At 47.4% G+C, this 16,889-nt stretch carries 14 protein-coding genes; 9 read left to right on the forward strand and 5 right to left on the reverse strand.

Annotated features, from left to right (window positions below):
* The first annotated feature begins 4 nt into the window (after positions 1 to 4).
* The 7 genes from F3I09_RS09115 (at position 5) to F3I09_RS09145 (ending at position 8,020) form a co-directional block, all read left to right on the forward strand.
* Complete coding sequence (locus tag F3I09_RS09115) at positions 5 to 778, forward strand: 3'-5' exonuclease (RefSeq protein ID WP_149694723.1); 774 nt, start codon at positions 5 to 7, stop codon at positions 776 to 778.
* Positions 779 to 847: 69 nt separating this feature from the next.
* A complete protein-coding gene (locus F3I09_RS09120; protein ID WP_149694724.1) occupies positions 848 to 1,594 on the forward strand; it encodes a polyprenol monophosphomannose synthase in 747 nt (248 codons plus the stop codon).
* A 6-nt stretch (positions 1,595 to 1,600) separates the two neighbouring features.
* Positions 1,601 to 2,482: a DMT family transporter gene (locus tag F3I09_RS09125; RefSeq protein ID WP_149694725.1), complete on the forward strand. Its 882-nt coding sequence runs from the start codon at positions 1,601 to 1,603 to the stop codon at positions 2,480 to 2,482.
* Positions 2,483 to 2,542: 60 nt separating this feature from the next.
* Positions 2,543 to 5,311: a S9 family peptidase gene (locus F3I09_RS09130; protein WP_223233187.1), complete on the forward strand. Its 2,769-nt coding sequence runs from the start codon at positions 2,543 to 2,545 to the stop codon at positions 5,309 to 5,311.
* 397 nt (positions 5,312 to 5,708) lie between these two features.
* Positions 5,709 to 6,533 (forward strand): DUF6597 domain-containing transcriptional factor, encoded by an 825-nt coding sequence (locus F3I09_RS09135; protein WP_149694726.1) that lies wholly within the window; start codon positions 5,709 to 5,711, stop codon positions 6,531 to 6,533.
* 96 nt (positions 6,534 to 6,629) lie between these two features.
* Complete coding sequence (locus tag F3I09_RS09140) at positions 6,630 to 7,148, forward strand: cupin domain-containing protein (protein ID WP_149694727.1); 519 nt, start codon at positions 6,630 to 6,632, stop codon at positions 7,146 to 7,148.
* A gap of 257 nt (positions 7,149 to 7,405) precedes the next feature.
* A complete protein-coding gene (locus F3I09_RS09145) occupies positions 7,406 to 8,020 on the forward strand; it encodes a DUF4230 domain-containing protein (protein ID WP_149694728.1) in 615 nt (204 codons plus the stop codon).
* A gap of 111 nt (positions 8,021 to 8,131) precedes the next feature.
* On the opposite strand, the gene F3I09_RS09150 is transcribed toward F3I09_RS09145, so the two are convergent.
* Positions 8,132 to 8,851 (reverse strand): hypothetical protein, encoded by a 720-nt coding sequence (locus F3I09_RS09150; protein WP_149694729.1) that lies wholly within the window; start codon positions 8,849 to 8,851, stop codon positions 8,132 to 8,134.
* A 191-nt stretch (positions 8,852 to 9,042) separates the two neighbouring features.
* Here F3I09_RS09150 and F3I09_RS09155 point away from each other — a divergent pair, with 191 nt between their 5' ends.
* A complete protein-coding gene (locus F3I09_RS09155) occupies positions 9,043 to 9,369 on the forward strand; it encodes an RNA-binding protein (RefSeq protein ID WP_089832925.1) in 327 nt (108 codons plus the stop codon).
* A gap of 283 nt (positions 9,370 to 9,652) precedes the next feature.
* Here the strand turns inward: F3I09_RS09155 and F3I09_RS09160 are convergent, their stop codons facing one another.
* The 4 genes from F3I09_RS09160 to F3I09_RS09175 are packed head-to-tail and all read right to left on the reverse strand — an operon-like array spanning position 9,653 to position 13,276.
* Positions 9,653 to 11,059 carry a dihydrolipoamide acetyltransferase family protein gene (locus F3I09_RS09160; RefSeq protein WP_149694730.1) on the reverse strand — a complete coding sequence of 469 codons (1,407 nt, stop codon included), beginning with the start codon at positions 11,057 to 11,059 and terminating at the stop codon, positions 9,653 to 9,655.
* Between the two features lie 42 nt (positions 11,060 to 11,101).
* Complete coding sequence (locus F3I09_RS09165) at positions 11,102 to 12,358, reverse strand: CinA family nicotinamide mononucleotide deamidase-related protein (protein WP_149694731.1); 1,257 nt, start codon at positions 12,356 to 12,358, stop codon at positions 11,102 to 11,104.
* Between the two features lie 3 nt (positions 12,359 to 12,361).
* Complete coding sequence (locus F3I09_RS09170) at positions 12,362 to 12,829, reverse strand: thioesterase family protein (protein WP_223233188.1); 468 nt, start codon at positions 12,827 to 12,829, stop codon at positions 12,362 to 12,364.
* 39 nt (positions 12,830 to 12,868) lie between these two features.
* Positions 12,869 to 13,276 (reverse strand): DoxX family protein, encoded by a 408-nt coding sequence (locus F3I09_RS09175; RefSeq protein WP_149694732.1) that lies wholly within the window; start codon positions 13,274 to 13,276, stop codon positions 12,869 to 12,871.
* Positions 13,277 to 13,815: 539 nt separating this feature from the next.
* On the opposite strand from F3I09_RS09175, the gene F3I09_RS09180 reads away from it, so the two are divergent.
* Positions 13,816 to 16,887, forward strand: coding sequence for a tetratricopeptide repeat protein (locus tag F3I09_RS09180; RefSeq protein ID WP_149694733.1), 3,072 nt, complete (start codon positions 13,816 to 13,818; stop codon positions 16,885 to 16,887).
* Positions 16,888 to 16,889 lie beyond the last annotated feature (2 nt).

Raw genomic sequence — 16,889 nt, forward strand, 5'->3', positions numbered from 1 at the left:
AGTCATGCCCTCTTTGCAACTGAAAAGGCCCCTGGCCGTAATTGATCTGGAGACGACCGGCACCAATGTGGCTACGGACCGTATTATTGAAATTGCTATCATCAAGGTATTCCCTGACAAGAGTACCCAATCCAAGGTGAAAAGAATTCACCCCGGCATGCCTATTCCTGCCTCCTCTACCGCTATTCACAATATCAGCGATGAGGATGTGAAGGATTGTCCGACGTTCAAACAATGCGCTAATGAACTGCGCCAGTACCTGGATAACTGTGACCTCGCAGGTTATAATTCCAACCGTTTCGATATACCATTACTGGTAGAAGAATTCCTCCGCGCAGGCCTTGAATTTGACGTGAAAGACCGCAAATTCATTGACGTGCAGAAGATCTTCCACCTGATGGAAAAACGTACGCTCAGCGCCGCCTATAAGTTCTATTGCGACAAAAACCTGGAGAATGCACACAGCGCTGAAGCAGACGCCCTGGCTACCTACGAGATACTGGAAGCTCAGCTATCCCGCTATGAACAGCTGCAGGCCGAAGTAGCTCCGCTGGCTGAATTCACGAAAGAAGACGACTACGTGGACTTCGCAAGGCGTATGGTGATGCAGAATGGCCAGGAAGTATTCAATTTTGGTAAATATAAGGGAAGACCTGTAAGAGAGGTGCTAAAAATAGAACCTCAGTACTATGATTGGATGATGAAAGCTGATTTTCCGCTGAATACCAAGCAGAAACTCACAGAAATATATCATAGTATGATGTTAAAAAAGATTTAATATTTATAAAATCCTTCCATTATTTAGCGATTACACTAATTTCGCACTCCTAAAACAACATTTGCTAGATTGGAAAAGCTCGTCATCATTCCCACGTACAATGAGAAGGATAATATCCGCAACATCATTGACGCGGTGTTTGCCCTGCAACAAAACTTTCATGTACTGATCGTGGACGATGGTTCGCCCGACGGTACCGGTAATATTGTAAGGAATATGCAGCAGTCCCACTCCGGCGAGTTGTTCCTGGTGGAAAGAAGCGGCAAACAGGGATTAGGCACTGCCTACATCTTCGGTTTCAAATGGGCGCTGGAGAAAGGATATCAGTACATCTTCGAGATGGATGCTGACTTTTCCCACAACCCGGCCGATCTCATAAGACTGTATGACGCCTGTGCGAAGGAAGGTGGCGATGTTTCCGTAGGCTCCCGCTATGTAAAAGGCGGTAGAACGGAAAACTGGCCCTGGGATAGGGCAATCCTCTCCTATGGCGCTTCCGTCTACGTACGCCTGGTTACCTGGATCAGGGTAAAAGATGCCACCGCCGGCTTTGTATGTTACAAAAGGCAGGTACTGGAAGCTATTAACCTGGATGCGATCCGTTTCGTAGGATATGCCTTCCAGATAGAAATGAAATTCACGGCCTGGAAACTGGGCTTCAAAATAAAAGAAGTACCTATCACCTTTAAGGACCGTAAAGAAGGATATTCCAAAATGAGTAAGGGGATTATTAAAGAAGGGATACTGGGAGTACTCAAAATTCAATGGGAAAGCCTGTTCCGCAAGTATGAAAGACGCGTAAGAAATAGCGATTAAGCGGAAATGAAAAAAGCACTGATACAATTACACCTGTCGGTATTTCTGGCGGGTTTTACGGGTATTTTAGGAAAACTGATCACCCTCAACGAAGGAATGCTTGTCTGGTACAGGCTCCTGTTCACCATCATCACACTGTACATCATTTTCCGGTGGAAAAAGATGCTTACAAAACTCTCCTTTAAACAGATCGTCCCTATCGGCCTCACGGGCATGGTAGTTGTACTCCACTGGCTATTTTTCTATGCCAGCATCAAATATTCGAATGTTTCCATCGGAGTGGTGTGTTTTGCGCTCACCAGCCTGTTCACCGCGGCGCTCGATCCGCTGATCAACCGGTACCGGGTGGATAAGATAGAGCTATTGCTGAGCGGCATCACACTTTGCGGCATTTTCCTCATCTTCCATTTCGACGTACAATACCGTACAGGCATCATCCTGGGCATTATTTCCGCCCTGTTTGCAGCCCTGTTCACCATCTTCAACAAACGCCTGATCGCTAAATACGATACGCCTACCATTACTTTTTATGAGCTGTCTGTTGGCTGGCTGGGGCTTACCCTGATCATGCCCATATACCTGCATTTCTTCCCGCAGCCTTTAAGCCTGCCTTCGTTTGCGGATCTCAGTTACCTGCTGATCCTGGCCTGGGCCTGCACCGTGTGCATGTATATGTTGCTGATGAACGCACTGACGAAGATCTCTGCTTTCACGGTAAACCTATCCTTCAACCTGGAACCGGTATATAGTATCGTGATGGCCTTTATTCTCTTTCATGAAAACCGGGAGCTGACCTACGCATTTTACATTGGCCTTGCCTGCATCGTATTGTCTGTAGCATTGCAGATGACAAGGGTAACGCGGAATATCCGGCAAACTCATGCCTGATTTCGACCGTCTATCCGCAAATCGCATGTAAGTAATACTGATTTTTATATTTTAGACCACATGAAGCAAATCATGTGTGCAGCCGCACTTACCGGCCTCTCCTTACTATCTTATGCGCAACAGGCGCCGAAAAAGCCACTTGATCATTCAGTGTATGACAGTTGGCAAAACATCGGTAGTAAGGCCATCAGTAATAACGGTCAATGGACCGTCTATACCATCACACCACAGGAAGGCGACGCCTCCCTCATTATTTACAACAACCAGAATGGACAAAGGCTGGAAGTGCCCCGTGGCAGCAATCCGGTGATCACGGAAGACAGCCGTTATGCCATCTTCGCCATCAAAGCGCCTTTTGCAGCGGTGCGACTGGCGAAGATCAAAAAGAAGAAGGCGGCAGATATGCCGAAAGATTCCCTGGGGATTGTTACGCTGGGTGGCAATGATGTCTATAAAGTCCCTGCAGTAAGATCTTTCAGAACACCTGAAAAAGGCAGCGGCGTAGTTGCCTATCTGAAGGAAAAGCCACAGACGGACACTGCCACTGGTCACCTGGTGATCTATTACCTCGATAAAAAATCCGCAGATACTATCAGGAACGTACAGGACTATGTTTTCAGCAAACCGGGCAACCGTCTGCTGGCAGAAGTACTGACCGATAAGAAAGACTCCCTGTCAAAAGCTGCAGTATTGCTGTGGAATGTAGCGGCCCGCAAAGCGGATACCCTGAGCCGTGGTACCGCCCTCCGCAGTCAGTTTGCCTTCGACGAGGCTGGAGAACAGGCCGCCTGGTGCAGTTCCCGTGACAGCGCCAAAGCCCTCCAGCAGTTCTACTCCCTGTACTACTACCGCCCCGGACAGGATAGCGGCGTTATTACTGCCGACAGAAATACCCGTGCATTCCCTGCCAACTGGTCTGTAAGCCCCGATGGTAAAGTATGGTTCAGCCAGAACGGACAGCGGCTATTCTTCGGTACAGCTCCCATAAAGCCTCCAAAAGATACCAATATCGTAGACTTTGAAGTGGCGAAGGTGGATATCTGGAATTACCAGGATGATTACCTGCAGCCCATGCAGCTGAAGAATGCAGATAAAGAGCTGAAAAGAAGTTACCAGGCCGTGTATTATCCCGGCAATAAACAGATCCTGCAGCTGGCGGATATAGACATGGAAAACATCGCCTTTGCCAAAGAAGGTAACAGTCCGTATGCAGTGGGATATACTGACAAAGGCCAGCGTGTGGCGCTGCAATGGACGGGGCACTCCCTGAAAACCGCCTACCTGGTGAACCTGGAAAACGGCAACCGCAAACTGATACAGCAAAACCTGGACAGCGTTGCCCGCATATCTCCTGCCGGCCGCTATATTACCTGGTATAACCTGCAGCTGAAGCAATGGTTCACCTACGAAACAACTACAGGTATTACGAGGAATATAACCGAGAAGATACCCGTTTCCCTTTCTGAAGAAGATGATGATCATCCGGACGCACCCGGCCCCTATGGTATGGCCGGATGGCTGGAAGACGACAAGACCGTTTACATTTACGACAGGTATGACATCTGGCAGGTAGATCCTACCGGGAAAACCGCTCCGCAGATGATCACCGCTGGTTATGGACGTCAGCAGAAATTGCGTTTCCGTTATACCAAGGTGGTGCAGGAAGAACGGTTCTTTAAACCGGGTCAGCAACTGCTGCTGGAAACCTTCAACGAAACGAGTAAAGAGAACGGTTTCTACATGGCCCCCTGTACGTTCAAAAAGGCCCCTTTAAAGCCCGAACTGCTCGTCATGGGACCATATACCTTCGGCGATCCTGTAAGGGCTGAAAACGCCGGAAATTACATTTTTACTAAAGCAAGTTATGTACAGTCGCCCGATGTATATACCAGTACTTCATTGGCAAATGCTACACAGATCAGCCATATTAATCCGCAGCAGCAGCAATACAACTGGGGTACGGCAGAACTGTTCAAATGGACAGCCTACAATGGCAAACCGGCTGAAGGCATCCTGTATAAACCGGAGGACTTTGACAGTACGAAAAAGTATCCTGTATTGCTGTATTTCTACGAGAAACTGACAGATGGCCTGTATAGCTATCAGCCACCGTCCCCTACCCCTTCCAGGCTGAATATTCCGTTCTTTGTGAGCCGTGGTTACGTGGTACTGGCGCCTGATATTACCTACGAAAACGGTTATCCGGGACAGGGAGCATACGATTATGTTGTTAGCGGCGCCCGCGCAGTGGCAGCACATCCATGGGCAGACAGCCTGAATATGGGCATCCAGGGACAAAGCTGGGGCGGTTACCAGGTGGCTTACCTGATCACCCGCACCACCCTCTTCAAAGCTGCCTGGGCAGGTGCGCCTGTGGCCAATATGACCAGCGCATATGGCGGCATCCGCTGGGAAACCGGAATGAACCGCCAGTTCCAGTACGAGCGCTCTCAAAGCCGTATCGGGGCTACTTTATGGGAAAAACCGGAGCGCTACATAGAGAATTCCCCCCTTTTCCACCTGCCTAAGGTAACAACGCCACTGGCTATCATGAGCAATGATGCAGATGGAGCAGTACCCTGGTACCAGGGCATAGAACTGTTCACCGGCCTGCGCCGCCTGGGTAAACAGGTATGGCTGCTGAACTACAACAACGAAGCCCATAACCTGGTGCTCCGCCAGAACCGTAAGGATATCCAGCGCCGCGAACAGCAGTTCTTTGATCATTTCCTGAAAAATGCCCCGGCTCCGGAGTGGATGGAAAAAGGTGTACCGGCAACAGAGAAGGGTAAGAACTGGGGCTGGGAAACGACTGGCAACGCACAATAATACTCAACTGCTCAATAAAACATCCTGGCCTCAGCGGTAGAACTAAGAGAGAACAAGCAGAGAAGACGCAGAGAACAAGGAGAGAAGAAGCGACGGAACTTAGGTGGACTTGAAGCGCTAAAGTCAACTAAGTTCCCTCGCTTTTTTTTGCTTCCCACTCAGACGGTATATACTTCTTTAAGTAATGCACGCAGGACGGAATATTCCGCTAATATTCCACTGAAACCATTACTCAGCAGGCTTTCATCCATTTTAACCGCTACAACGGTTTGTCTTTCAAGCTACTCAAATTAATTTTTTTTATATACTTACAAACATATAAGTTTGTATAAGAAATTGAAGACCTGATTCAGATCTGTGGATGTTTTGAATATCTGATAACCTTATACATGTTCCTATGAATTTCCGTATCTATCAACCGGCAACTTCGCTGGCACCGTATGTTAAGCAGTATTATCATTTACAAAGCGCTAATAATGGGTTGATCAACCTGCCTCAGAACCTGTTCTCCCTGGGAGATTTGTACATGGTGTTTCTGCAGGAAGGAGAAGTGATCTTCCAACCTACCCAGCATGCTTCTTTCACTTTACCGGAGGCTTCCGTTGTGGGTCATTTTACCTGTCATCATCAGATCAGGGTAAAAGGTCCGGTAAAAATGACCGTGATCCAGCTGAACGCCTATGGCTGTTACAGAATGGCGGGTCTGGACATGTCATCCTTCAACAATTATTTCCGTGATCTGCAGAAGCAGGATCGTGAATGCTGGAAGGACCTTGCCAATAAAATTGCTTCCGTTGCAGATATTACCAAACTGGATGCCGTGCTGGACGATGCATTTACCAACATGATGTGCTCACAAGTGCACAATCTGAAACAGGTAGATGTAATTGCAGATTACATTATTGACCACCAGGGATATACGAATATTGAGAGGCTGACGAAGAAGTTTAAAACGTCCCGTCATACCCTGGAAAGGAAGTTCATGGAAGTGATCGGGCTGACGCCGCAGTTGTTTGCCCGTATGCTTCGCTTCAGGGATGCCATGCGTCATATGCAGCAGATGAATGTGGAAGAATGGCAGACCTTTATCACCAACAACGATTATTACAACCAGGCTTTATTCATACAGGATTTCCTTTTCTTTAAGGGAGAACCACCGGTACTGAACCAGGAAACAGCTATTGCCCAAATGCCGATAGCACGCCCTGTAGCCGTGGCGTAACAAGATTTCAGACTAAAAAAATGGAAAATAAGAGAGCCGCCTCGTTCCCGGGACGGCTTTTTCATTTTAATCTATTTTCCTTTCTTTTGTATTATCATGCAGAAACCAAGACACAACGCCGCCTACTGGCGGGAACATCTCAACTTACAGTCCCATGTGGAGGGAGGTTCCTTCCGGGAAACCTATCGTTCCTCCTGGGAGTTTAAACAATCCGAACTGCCACCAGCCATGAACGGCCAGCGTAATGCGTCTACCGCTATCTATTTCCTGCTGGAAGAAGGGCAGTTTTCCGCTTTTCACCGTATCGCATCCGATGAGGTATGGCATTTCTATGATGGCCATTCCCTGGCTATCTATGATATTGATCCTGCCGGAAAACTGACGGTCCACAAGCTGGGTCTCAACATCGAAGAAGGTGAACAGCCCCAGTTGGTGATCAAGGCGGGCCACTGGTTTGCATCCCGTACGGAGGTACCAGGCGGTTTTGCTTTGGTAGGCTGCACAGTAGCACCAGGCTTTGATTTCGCTGATTTTGAACTGGCCGGGAAAGAAAGCCTGCAGGCGGTATACCCGCAGCATAGTGAACTGATCGCCTCCCTGGTACACGGATCATAACACTGACAAGGATCATTATGGACTATCAGCCATAAATATTATATTCGCTGAAGTCGTCGGGATACTTATTGTCGGGTACTCATTTAGGAGTTATAACTTATATATTAAAGCACAACAAGCTACTAACTGTATATCGGGGCCGCGGCCCAACGTTTGTAGACTTTTGCATACATACATTACTAACAAACAAAAAACAAGATCACTATGGACCTCTGTTCTGCTATGGACTGTGGCCCACAGCAATTATCTCTTCCGTTATGAAAAGATTTTTTCGTTTCGTTTTTTTTCTGTCCCTGGCTGTTCTGCTGTTTTGGTTAGGCAAACAATTCGGCAGTAAAAGTGTAAATCAGAGCATCCTTTCCAATAGTCAGATCGTGCGTGAAATCGCGGAACTGGCCAGCCTTGAAGTGCAGGGCAATGCCACTATCAAACGCAGTAATATTACTGACGACGGCGAATGGACCAGCAATCTGAAAAAGGCGTTCCTGGAGAATACCATCTGGGTATCCATCCCTTACCTGGCCAAATATGGCATCAATGCAGATGAGAAAAATTTCCGGATAACGGTTTCGGATAAGAAGATCACCATTAGCCTGCCACAGCCAAAGCTGCTCAGTTACGAGCTGAAAGTGGACAAAATGGAAACATCCAACAGGAAAGGCTGGTTCCTGTTCCAGGATGATGAAACCTATACTGACGTGCAGAAAAAGCTATACCAGTCCTCCCGCGAACAGCTGGAAAACAACAACCTGTACATTAATCAGTCGAAAGAGAAACTCACCAAGATCATCAGGCAATACTATGAGCCTTTCCTTCATGATCATGAACTGGAGATCACCTTTGGCAACAGTGCGCCGGTATTACTGAATTGATCGTTATTTCGTTACTTGTCAAAGTGAAACATAATGCAGGCCTACATCCGGTGGCATTAGCAGTTTTGTGTCAGCCATTGCTGATACCAGTATCTGCCATCCGCGGATGACTTATGCGGCGTTAATGGCGATATACTTCACCAGAGAGCGCTTTGCAACAGGTAATAGGGTTTCTGTTACAGGAAACACCAGCTTTGTATCGATGCGGTATACTGCAGGAGTAGGCAGTTTTGTACGCTGCCGGATCAGGCTGGTCTTAATATGCTCACAGGTATGTACCAGGTCTTTGGTATAAGTGTCGAGGTATTGTGTATGGATACCACGGTATTTTTCGTCATGGCGCTCAAAAATACTCAACCTGTATTCATACACTATCACATCCTCATAACGGCCATCACAAAGGAATAGATACCCTTCCTGCGAATCTAGTGGTATCAGTCCTACGGGTGAGATATTCAGGCTTTCCTCCACAAATTCATAGATCTCAGTGCCTTCGCGGATAGCACCGTTCATCTTCTGAATGGCGTACTGGATAATGGTTTCCAGCTCCTGCATCAATTCATCATCTGCAATCATCTGTTCATAAAGTAATTGCAGACGCTCCATATTCACGGCCGTCAGACGTTTGGGAAACTGCTGCTGCAGGAACTGTTTGTTTTCCCTGAAAGCTACCAGGTTATTGTAATGGAAGACAACGTCCCCCAGCTGCGGATACAGCTTGTTTTCATTGAAATAGCGGGTTATTTGCTGCAGATAAGCCAATAGCGTATACTTTTTCTGCTCAAAATCGATATAACCATCCGCAAACCACGTCTCGCTTAGGCCACTCATACTAAAATATTTTAATGGATTACATATATTAATTTACAAAAAATCAGGCAACTATCCATAAAACAGAAGTGGTAATTCCGGCCAGTGTTACCGGTATATTTACTTTATTAAATTATTTCCGGACGCGGTGTATTTATTGAACTTATTTGTTTATCTTCAATATTATTTTTCATTTTTTTAATTTTTTAGTCATGAACATTTACGTAGCCAACCTGCACTACAGGTTGAACGATGAAGACCTTCACCAGATATTTAGCGAATTTGGAGAGGTTACTTCCGCTAAAATTATCAAGGACCACGAGACTGGCCGTTCACGCGGTTTCGGATTCGTGGAAATGCCCAACCAGGAAGAAGGTAGCAAGGCTATGGATAGTTTGAACGGTACTGAAATCGAAGGCAAGCAATTGATGGTAAACGAAGCAAGACCTAAACAACCGAATAATAACTCAAGAGGTGGTGGATTCAATCGCGGTGGCGGCGGCGGATACGGCGGCGGCGGCGGTCGTGGTCGTTATTAATTCTGTTGGCCTAAGCTTATCTCGGTCAAGAAATTGAAAAAAGCTCCTGCAAAGGAGCTTTTTTTATGCTGGTATATTTGTGTTATTTATGGATATGATGTTCCCGTACAAGGGGTTAGGCGGCACTTTATCCCTAAAACACGAATGATGAATACAGGTCAGATAGATCTTCTCTGTATTCATCAAATCGTAATAAGTATTATTCAAATGTGCTTATTAAGCAGGACCTCTGAATACACTATGCAACCCGGCGTAGTATGAGCCGGCGTGCCGCCGTTCTCAGTTAATACCCCCTGTTCACATCAAAATTCTCCAGTTCCTGCGCTATTGCACTCAGGAAAGTAGAGCCCATTGCACCATCCACAATACGGTGATCGTAAGACAGTGACAGGTACATCATATGACGGATAGCGATGGTATCACCGTAAGGCGATTCTATCACAACAGGACGTTTTTTGATAGTACCTACTGCCAGGATGGCCACCTGCGGCTGGTTAATGATCGGCGTACCAGCAAGGCTACCAAAGGTGCCTACGTTGGTCAGGGTAATAGTACCGTTTTGTGTATCATCAGGTTTCAGCCTGTTCTGACGGGCTGCATTGGCCAGCTGATTCACCTGACGGGTCAGGCCTACCAGGTTCAGCATGTCAGCATTGCGGATCACCGGAACGATCAGATTACCTGTCGGCAATGCGGTAGCCATACCTATATTAATATCTTTCTTAATAATGATCTTATCACCGTCCAGTGAACTGTTTAACAGTGGGAAACGTTTGATGCATTTCACCATTGCTTCGATGAAGAGTGGTGTAAAGGTGATCTTCTCTCCTTCTCTTTTCTCAAAAGCCCCTTTCACCTGGTCGCGCCATTTCACCATATTTGTCACATCTGCCTCTGCAAAGCTGGTCACATGCGGGCTGGTATGTTTGCTACGCACCATATGCTCTGCGATCAGCTTACGCATACGGTCCATTTCAATAATCTCCACATTAGGACCATAGTTGCCATTGCTAACCGGAGCAGTTGCGGGTTGTGAGCCTATACCATTGCTAACCGGAACAGCGGCAGGAGCCACAGCGGCTGCCGGACGGCTTACCGGTTGTTCTACAGGAGCCGGCGTTTGTGTTCTCTGTGGTGCCGGCGCAGCTGCAGGAAGAAGGCCCTTGCTCTTCGCCTCCACAAAGCTTAATATATCTTTTTTGGTCACACGGCCTTCATTGCCGGTACCAGGTATTTTTTCCAGTTCAGCAAAACTGATACCTTCCTGCTGTGCAATAGTCAGCACCAGCGGAGAATAAAAACGGGCCCCACTGGTAGTGAACTGCGCCTCGTAAGGAGCCCCCCCCGGCTCATGTTGCGAGACAGGCGCTTCTTCCCATACAGCAGCGGCAGGCGCTTCCTGTGCTGCCACGGGAGCAACAGGAGCAGCAGTCGCAAAACCAGCATCAGCAGCGGTATTGATACGTGCGATAATGGTACCTACCGGTACTACATCATTTTCCGCGTAGAGTATCTCAGTAATTTCCCCATCGGCGATAGAAGGTACTTCGCTATCCACCTTATCCGTCGCAATTTCAAGCACGGTTTCATCAGTTTTTACATGATCTCCCGGCTTCTTATGCCAGCGTAATATGGTGGCTTCCATAATACTTTCCCCCATTTTGGGCATTACCAGTTCTACAATGGCCATAAAATTGTGTTTAGCGTTTTGGTACGGAAACAAAAGTAAGGTTTATACTATCAACTTCCTCAATTCATTCATTGCATAAGTTGCTGTCATCTGTATGTTATTCAAGCGGTCATAACGCAACTGGTGTTTCACCGTCACCAGTTCTTTGGCACTGCCGGCAGCTATCCATACGGTGCCTACGGGCTTTTCCGGAGTACCGCCATCAGGGCCCATAATACCAGATACCGCTATAACATAATCAGTTTTTAACTGCTGCAGGGCACCTCTCGCCATTTCCCGCACCACTGCTTCGCTCACCGCACCGTTGGCCTGTAATGTTTCCTGTTTTACCCCCAGCAAGCCGCTTTTAATATCGTTGGCATAACTAACAATGCTGCCTTTATACCAGGCAGAACTTCCCGGCACCAGGGTAATATTGTGCGCAATGAACCCTCCCGTACAGCTCTCCGCCGTGCCTACCGTTTTGCCCTTTTCCTTCAGCAGCTTGCCCAGCACTTCCGCAATGGGAAGGTCTTCATCCCCCACGGTAATATCCCCCAGCAATTCTTTCATCTGGTGAAAATAGATGGACAATGCCGCTGAAGTGGATAATTTATCTGAGCCGAAAGCAGTAAGCCGCAGCTTCAGTAAGCCGTAAGACGGCAGGTAGGCCAGTTTGATATGTGGTGGCAAGCTGGCCTCAAAATGCGTCAGTCGTTCTGCAATAAACGATTCTCCCATGCCTGAAGTCAGCAATGTCTGGTGCACAATTGCCGGCGTCTGGAAATATTCCTGTAAGCGTGGCAACACATGATCGGACATAAGCCCTTTCATTTCATGTGGTACTCCCGGCATGGAGACATAGACCTTTCCGCCCTTTTCAAACCACATACCCGGTGCAGTGCCCCTGGTATTGTGCAGCACCGTAGCCACATCGGGTACCAGCGCCTGGTCCACATTACGCTGCAGGGTTGGCAGGCCCCTGCTTTCGAAGAATTCCATTACCTGCACATAGGTAGCTTCATCCCTTACCAGTTTTCCACCAAAATACTCACACAACACGGGTTTGGTAATGTCGTCGGCCGTAGGTCCCAGTCCCCCCGTGATCAGCACGATATCCGAGACCGTTCCTTCCTTTTCCAGTGCTTCCAGGATAGCCTCCCTTACATCTCCGATGGCTACACGGCGATGTACCCATATTCCCATCGCATTCAGTTGCTGGGCCATCCAGGCCGAATTGGTGTCTATCGTTTGTCCTATCAGTAGTTCATCTCCGATCGTGATGATACTTGCTACTACCCTATCCGCTTGCATTTTCATGATTTACAGGCTTTTCTCAAAAAAAGGAGCCAGGCATTCCATCATGATCGGGGGCATCCCGTACCGCTGTTTGGTATCTGCATGCAGGAATACCAGGGTGGTGACGCCTACGTTCAGTAACTCGCCCTTTTCATTATATAGCTCGGAATGGAACCGGATCTTATGATCGACCGGCAATTCCTTCAATATAGTCTTCACTGTTATAAGATCATCGTAATAGGCCGGGCGCAGATACTTTGAGTTTAACTCCGCCACTGGCATAATGATCCCCTGCTTTTCCAGTTCGGCATAGGTAAAACCCAGCGTCCGGATGGCTTCTGCACGTCCTACTTCGTAGTATAATGCATAATTGCCGTAGTAAAGGTATCCCATCTGGTCCGTTTCTCCATAACGTACGCGGATCTGTGTCGTCTGTGTGAACATAATATCAGTCTTATAAGCCCTGGTGCCTGCATTTAGCGCAAAATGCATTCCGCGTTTTCCGGCATTCACAGGCACCGGGTGTGTAAATTATTTTCCAATCAGGTGGTCCAGGCTGTATTTGCCAGGTCCGGCAAATAATATGGCAGTAAACGCAGCCAGGAACAGGATGCCCATTTCATTCTGCGACAGCGGTGCGTTCTTCATTACCACAAATACGACAATGATCATACAGAACACCAGCGGAATAGCAGCAAGACGGGTCAGTAACCCAACAGCTACCAGGGCCGCACAGAGGGTTTCTGCAAAAACGGTCAGGGACAGGGATATTGTTTGTCCTACGTGCAGCGGATCGGGAAATTTGTCTACCATCTGGGAAAAGCCCTTCAGTTTTGACAAGCCATGTGTGAACATCAATGCACCGAATACCACACGCAATACCAGCATAGCAAAGTTGACAGCGCCAGTGTTCACACGTGATGTAAATAGTTTGCTCATAGAGAAAATGGTTTAGTCCTGCAGATCTGTTTACTTCTCCTGTTTTGCCGACAGGAACAATGCAGGTCGTTTTTAAATTTAAATGAACTGGTTACAGATTGCGCCAAAAATATGATTAATAATAAACAATTAAAACCCCGTTATATACAGGCGCTCTCCATCAGTTAGTACACCTTCCGGTAATTGACCCAGGCAATTATTTTTTCCACACAAACACCCCTGAAAACCAGCACATCCCGGTAAAGCAAGTACCATGAGTACCTGCTATTCAGATAAGTTGGTTTAATTCTTGCGAGTCAACACCTTGAATTTCACATCAGCACAGGCAATATCCGAAAGCAAGGTTCCGCGTACCAGGTGCCGGTCATCCGGTTCCCGCCAGGTCCCTTGGGACGGCGTATAGCTTAATTAAATGCAATAGCTATATTTGTTGCTGTTTTTGTCTCCCTCAAAGCAATATATTATTGATTCTGAATAGAAAATAATTTCTGTTCGGGATCCGTTTTAAACGCATATTTAAGATATAACAGGTTAAAAGCATGCAATTCATAAGAAAGTTTCTTGTTCCCGGACATTGGTACTTATTCCTGGCGTCTTTCTGTATACTGGCTGCGCCTGTGTCAAAAGCACAGCAAACGCGCGTCTATACTGAGCCGGATAAAGTTTTCAAAGATGCCCAGCAACTTTTCCAGCAGGAAAAATATGCAGTGGCCATGCAATTGTTCCGGCAAACGATTGATAATATCAGCTATTTCCAGGAAACCAGCCGTAGCCTGGTAAAAACAGACGCCCAGTATTATTATACCGTTTGTGCACTGAAACTGGGACAGGCCAACGCGGAAAAACTGGCGCTGGACTTCCTGGCCTTCTACAACAATAGCGCGAGGGAGCAGCTCGTCAGCTACCAGCTGGCGAAGTACTACTTCCATCAGAATAAGCTGAAAGAGGCCATCCCACTGTATGAAAAGGCCAACATTGAGAACCTATCCAACAGCGAGATCGCAGAGGCAAAGTTTGAACTGGCCTACTGCTATTTTAATGTAAAAGACTTCCAGAAGGCCCAGCCCCTGTTTGGCTCCATCAGGGAGGTGCCCGGCAAATATTACCAGCCTGCCAATTACTACTATGGCTTCATTGCCTATTATAACCGGCAGTACAACGACGCGCTCACCAGCTTCCAGCGTGTGGTGAACGATCCTAAATACAGCACCATCGTTCCCTATTACATCGCGGAGATCTATTATTTCCAGAATAAAAAGGACCAGTTGATCAGCTATGCAGAACCTCTTATTAAAAAAGGAGGGCTCTATTACGAGGCAGAACTGAAACAATTACTGGGTCAGGCGTATTTCGAAAGGAAAGACTATCAGAAAGCATTGCCTTATCTGCAGGAATTCCAGGACAATGCCGAGGAAGTAAGGAAAGAAGATATTTATCAGTTGTCATACAGCTATTACCAGACCGGTAACTATAATAAGGCCATCAACGGTTTCAAACAGTTAAGCAGTGAGCAGGATTCTCTGGGGCAGAACTCTATGTACCTGCTGGGCGACTGTTACCTGCGTACTAACCAGAAAGCCAATGCCCGCAATGCGTTTGCCTTCTGCGCCCGTAACAGCGCCAATGCACAGCAACAGGAAATCTCCCGGTTCAACTATGGCAAACTGTCCTACGAGCTGGGCTACCAGGATGCTGCTATCACTGAACTGACCAGCTTCATAAGCGCCTATCCACAGTCCACTTACAGCAAAGAGGCCCGTGAGATACTGGTGAACCTGTTCCTGAACACCAACAACTACAATGATGCGCTGACCATCATTGAGGCCATGCCGGACAAATCGCCTACAGTACTGAAGGCTTATCAGAAAGTAGCCTATGGCCGCGCCACAGAACTGATCAATGACCAGCAGCTGTCAGAAGCCGACCGCCTGCTGGATATTTCACTGAAGAATCCTTACGATAAGAACCTGACGCAGCTGGCCCATTTCTGGAAAGCTGAAATCGCCATGCGACAGAATAAAACAGATGCCGCCATCGGTCACCTGAACGTTTACCTTACCGGCGGTGTACCTGCTTCCGGCGAAGCCAATGCGCAGACGGCCAGCTATAACATGGGTTACAGTTTGCTGAAAAAAGAAGACTATACCCGCGCCCTCCAGCACTTTGAGGCAGCGCAGCGTACTACTGGTCCGAATGCAGCGCGTATCACTACCGATGCTGCCCTCCGTGCTGCTGATTGTTATTATATGCTGAAAGATTACGGAAAGGCACTGGCGATGTACGATAAGATCATTGCCAACAACCAGCCGGGATCTGATTATGCCACCTACCAGAAGAGTATCATTCTCGGTATCCAGGGTAAAACCAATGAAAAAGTAGCCCTCCTGAAACAACTGGGTAGCAAATATCCTTCTTCAGGTTTTGGCAATGACGCTGACCTGGAAATAGCCAATACTTACCTGGCAGAAGAAAAATACAATGAGGCCATCCCTTACCTGGAAAACGTATTGCAGAAACAACCTAACGGACCTAATGCGCCCCGCGCGTTGCTGAAACTGGGTCTTTGCTATTTCAACAAGGATAATGACGATAAGGCTATCTCCTACTACCGCCAGGTGGTAGAGAAATATCCTAACTCTCCGGAAGCAAACGAGGCACTGGCCGCCGTAAAAGATATCTATGTGAGCCAGGGTAAAACTGATGCTTATATAGCCCTGCTGAGATCTACAGGCCAGTCGGTAAGCGCATCTGCTGAAGACTCCCTGAGCTATGCAGCAGCAGAAACAAAGTTCAGTAATGGCGACTGTGCCGGCGCTACCATCGCCTTCAACAGTTACCTGCAAAAGTTCCCGAATGGCGCCTTCATATTACCGGCCAATTTCTATAAATCAGAATGTGCTTACAACGCCAAAGATTATACAGGCGCATTGCCCGGTTATGAGTTTGTACTGACAAAGAACAATAGCCTTTATGCGGAACGTGCCGCTTTGCAGGCTGCCAATATCAACTTCTACCAGGTGAAGAATTATGAGAAATCCCGCACCTACTATTTGCAGCTGCAGGATCTTTCCACCACCAAAGAGAACACCTTTGCCGCTACCCGCGGATTACTGCGCAGCAATTATTTCCTGAAACACTGGGATGAAGTAAACAGCTACGCTGAGATCCTGTTGTCCAGCAGTAATATCAGTACCGACGACCAGATCATCGGTCACGCTTACCTGGGCCGCGCGGAACAGGAACAGGGTAACTACGATGAAGCGATCAAAGAATATAAGATAGCAGCAGGTCTTACCAAGTCGGAAATAGGCGCTGAGGCCCGCTATAACCTGGCTTACTGCCTGCTGCAGAAAAATGACCTGGCAGGTGCAGAGAAAGCCGGTTTTGATGTAATAAAGAATACACCGGGATACGAAGTATGGGTGGCTAAAGCCTACATCCTCCTGGGTGATGTATATGCCCGTCAGAAAGACTACTTCAATGCAAAGGCTACCTTCCAGAGCATTGCAGAGAACTGTCCGATACCTGAGCTGAAACAGGAAGCAAAGGACAAACTGGCGAAAGCGGAAGCAGAAGAAAAAGCTGCCTCTAAAATCAAATCCAATAAATAATT

It is taken from the genome of Chitinophaga sp. CF418, from assembly GCF_900142925.1.
In the GTDB taxonomy this organism is placed as follows: domain Bacteria; phylum Bacteroidota; class Bacteroidia; order Chitinophagales; family Chitinophagaceae; genus Chitinophaga.

Coding starts and splice junctions, on each gene's coding strand:
- F3I09_RS09115 (WP_149694723.1), top strand. CDS start 5: ATGCCCTCTTTGCAACTGAAAAGGCCCCTGGCCGTAATTGATCTGGAG.
- F3I09_RS09125 (WP_149694725.1), top strand. CDS start 1,601: ATGAAAAAAGCACTGATACAATTACACCTGTCGGTATTTCTGGCGGGT.
- F3I09_RS09130 (WP_223233187.1), top strand. CDS start 2,543: ATGAAGCAAATCATGTGTGCAGCCGCACTTACCGGCCTCTCCTTACTA.
- F3I09_RS09135 (WP_149694726.1), top strand. CDS start 5,709: ATGAATTTCCGTATCTATCAACCGGCAACTTCGCTGGCACCGTATGTT.
- F3I09_RS09140 (WP_149694727.1), top strand. CDS start 6,630: ATGCAGAAACCAAGACACAACGCCGCCTACTGGCGGGAACATCTCAAC.
- F3I09_RS09145 (WP_149694728.1), top strand. CDS start 7,406: ATGAAAAGATTTTTTCGTTTCGTTTTTTTTCTGTCCCTGGCTGTTCTG.
- F3I09_RS09150 (WP_149694729.1), bottom strand. CDS start 8,851: ATGAGTGGCCTAAGCGAGACGTGGTTTGCGGATGGTTATATCGATTTT.
- F3I09_RS09155 (WP_089832925.1), top strand. CDS start 9,043: ATGAACATTTACGTAGCCAACCTGCACTACAGGTTGAACGATGAAGAC.
- F3I09_RS09160 (WP_149694730.1), bottom strand. CDS start 11,059: ATGGCCATTGTAGAACTGGTAATGCCCAAAATGGGGGAAAGTATTATG.
- F3I09_RS09165 (WP_149694731.1), bottom strand. CDS start 12,358: ATGAAAATGCAAGCGGATAGGGTAGTAGCAAGTATCATCACGATCGGA.
- F3I09_RS09170 (WP_223233188.1), bottom strand. CDS start 12,829: ATGCATTTTGCGCTAAATGCAGGCACCAGGGCTTATAAGACTGATATT.
- F3I09_RS09175 (WP_149694732.1), bottom strand. CDS start 13,276: ATGAGCAAACTATTTACATCACGTGTGAACACTGGCGCTGTCAACTTT.
- F3I09_RS09180 (WP_149694733.1), top strand. CDS start 13,816: ATGCAATTCATAAGAAAGTTTCTTGTTCCCGGACATTGGTACTTATTC.